The sequence below is a fragment of the Paenirhodobacter enshiensis genome (assembly GCF_000740785.1).
GTDB lineage: Bacteria > Pseudomonadota > Alphaproteobacteria > Rhodobacterales > Rhodobacteraceae > Rhodobacter > Rhodobacter enshiensis.
The window spans coordinates 1-3,101 of sequence record NZ_JFZB01000013.1; the positions used below are offsets into that span (position 1 = coordinate 1).

Annotated in this window: 3 protein-coding genes; all 3 read right to left on the minus strand. The window is 68.5% G+C overall.

Going from position 1 to position 3,101, the window contains the following annotated elements; all coding sequences use genetic code 11:
• Positions 1-290 (minus strand): ABC transporter permease subunit (locus tag CG50_RS08740; protein ID WP_036637235.1); only part of this gene is annotated, 290 nt, incomplete at its 3' end.
• 1 nt (position 291) lies between these two features.
• On the minus strand, positions 292-1,374 hold the full coding sequence (locus CG50_RS08745) for a putative B6 ABC transporter permease subunit 2 (protein WP_036637236.1): 1,083 nt from the start codon (positions 1,372-1,374) through the stop codon (positions 292-294).
• Positions 1,375-1,450: 76 nt separating this feature from the next.
• Entirely contained in the window at positions 1,451-3,016 is a 1,566-nt protein-coding gene (locus tag CG50_RS08750; RefSeq protein WP_036637238.1) for a putative B6 ABC transporter ATP-binding protein, read from the minus strand.
• Between the last annotated feature and the right edge of the window lie 85 nt (positions 3,017-3,101).

Sequence of the window (3,101 nt, forward strand, 5' to 3'; positions counted from 1 at the left end):
ACGACGATCTGATTGAGCCCGAGCCGCACGCAAAACAGCGCCATCAGCGCACCGACCGCCATGCCTCCGAGGCCGCCGAACAGGAACCCGAGCCACAGGTTCCCCGTCGCCCAGGCGAACCAGAACCCCGCGAATGCCCCGCCCAGCATCATACCCTCGATGCCGATGTTCAGCACCCCGGCCTTTTCCGAGATCTGCTCGCCAAGCCCCGCAAGCAGCAATGGCACCGTCGCCGCGATCACCCCCGCGACCAGCGCCGTCAGGAACGCATCCGTGAACAATGTCGTCATCTCAGACCCCCTTCCCCGCGGCCCGGCGCCGCACCGCCCACCGCTCGCTGACCGCCAGCAGCACCAGCAACATCGCGATGGTCACCAGCGTGAAGTAATTCGGCACATCCAGCCGCCGCGCCGCGCTTTCCGATCCGATGCCGAGCGCCGAGAACAGGAACACGTAGGCAATGGCCGCATAGCCGTTGAACCGCGCCAGAAACACCAAAGGCACGATGGTATCGGCATAGCCCGGGTTCCAGTCGGCGCGCACATTGCCGTATTGACCGAGGATCGACACCGCCCCCGCCAGACCGCCAAGCCCGGCCGAGATCGCGAAAACCGCGACGGTCAGCTTCGGCACCGACAACCCGGCATGGGCCGCCGCCGCCGGGTTCGCGCCGACCACCCGCAGCTTCAGCCCGAAGGCCGTGCGCGTCATCATCAGATGCACCGCGACGATAACCACCAGGCCGATCACCAGACCGCTCGACACGTTCGTGCCGAACAGCCCCGGCAGGCGGTCGGCGACCGGCAGGGTGCGGGTCTGCGGCACCGTCGTCGCCGGATCGGCGAACGCCAGCTTCACCAGTGCCGAGGCCAGCGAAATTCCCAGAAAATTCATCATCAGCGTGGTGATGATCTCGTTGATCCCCTGCCAGGCACGCAAAATCGCCGGCAACAACCCCCACAGCGCACCGAACAGCATCGAGACCGCCATCGACAGCACCAGCGTCAGCCACACCGGCAGATGCTGCACCATCACGGGCGCCCAGGCCGCGACGAACACCGCCCCGAGCAGGAATTGCGCATCGCTGCCCAGATTCCACAGCCCGGCGCGGAACGCCACGATCAGACTCGCCGCCAGCAACAGCAACGGCCCCATCTGCGTCAGCGTCGCCTGCACCCCCGAAGGCGACAGCAAACCGCGCCGGAACACGTAGGTGTAATACTCGACCGGGTCGACCTTCATCGCCAGCAGCACCAGCCCCGACAGAACGAAGGCCCCGATCATCGGCCCGACCGACAGCGCCACCCCCTGAAGGGTGGATTTCAGCCGCGGCGACAGGCCGCCACGCGGGCTGTCCACGGTTTCCAGCGTCATGCGCGGTCTCCTTTCGTCTTGCGCAGGGTCGGGGCCCGGGCCTCCGGACGGCCCGCGGGCATCGTGTCGCGACCGGTCATGCCGCCACCCCGCTCATCAGTTCGCCGATCCGCTGGCGCGCGGCGCCGTCGTTCGGCACGATCCCGACGATCCGGCCTTGCGACATCACCGCGATGCGGTTCGACAGCTCCAGCAGCTCATCGAGCTCGGTCGAGATCACGATCGCCGCACAGCCCTTGTCCGCCGCCTCGCGGATGCGCCGGCGCGTCGCGGCGATATTGTTCAGATCGAGCCCGTAGGTCGGTTTCGCGAAGATCACCGCCCGCGCGCTGTCGGTCAGCTCGCGCGCCAGCAGCACCTTCTGAATGTTGCCGCCCGACAGCTTGCCCACCGGCGTGCGGATCGAGGGCGTGCGAATGTCGAACGCCTTCACCATCGCCCGGGCATTGTCGTCGATCCGGCGCGGGCGCTCGATCCCGTCTTGCCAGAACGGCGGCCGGCCGATCTGCTTCAGAAGAAGGTTGATCGCCACGGCGAAACTGCCCACCGTGCCCTCGCCCAGCCGGTCATCGGTCACGTAGCGCAGCCCCGCCCGGCGCCGCGCCCCGACATCGAGCCCCTCGATGAAAGCCCCGTCGAGCCGGATCCGCCCGCTGCTGATCGGGCGTTGCCCGGCCAGCGCCTCGGCCAGCTCCTTCTGGCCGTTGCCGTCGATCCCGGCGATGCCGAGGATCTCGCCCGCCGCGATCTTCAGATTGATCGCCGAGACCGGCACCGCCGCAGCCTCGACATGCAGCGCGAGACATTCGAGAACCACCGGCGCATCCGCCGCCACCGGCGGCGGCGCATCCGCCTTCTCCCGATCCCCCCGGGGACCGGCCGCGCCGAACATCAGGCTCACGATCCGGTCCGTGGCGCTTTGCGCATCGAGCGCGCGCAGCTCCTGCGGGGAGAGCCCCCCCACCTTGCGCCCGAGGCGCAGCACGCTCACCCGGTCACCATATTCGATGGCCTCGTTCAGCTTGTGGGTGATGAACACCACCGCCACACCCTCGGCCGCCAGCCGCCGCATCAGCGCCCCGAGGCGCGCCGCATCGCGTGGCGTCAGCATCGCCGTGGCCTCGTCCAGGATCAGGAATTTCGCCCCCCGCATCAGCGCGCGCACGATCTCGGCCTGCTGCCGCTCGCCGAGCGACAGGGTTTCCGTGAGCGCCGCGGGCGTCAGCGTCACCCCGATGCGCGCGGCCGTCTCGGCCATCTTCGCCGCGACCCCCTTGCGGTCGGGGCTTTGCCACCACCTGCCGCCGAGCGCGGCGTTCTCGGCCAGTGTCAGCGTCGGCACCAGCATCGAATGCTGGAACACCGTGCTGATCCCGAGATCGAGCGCGCGCTCGGGCGAGCTGAGCTGCACCGGTGCGCCATTGAGGAAAATCGTCCCCTCGTCGGGCTGTTGCAGCCCCGCCAGAATCCCGACCAGCGTCGACTTTCCCGCACCGTTTTCGCCAAGCAGAACATGGACTTCGCCCGGCCAGAACGCCATGTCGATGCGGTCGTTCGCGACAATGCCGGGATAGCGTTTCGTCACGCCGCTCAGCGCGACGAGCGGCGGCGGCGCTACCGCTGTGCCAACTGTCTCGGCCATCGGCCTCTCCTTCGATCCGGAAACCGGAGGGCCCCCGGGGGCCCTCCGGCAAATGGGCTCAGTTCTGCGTCACCAGCGCGTGCAC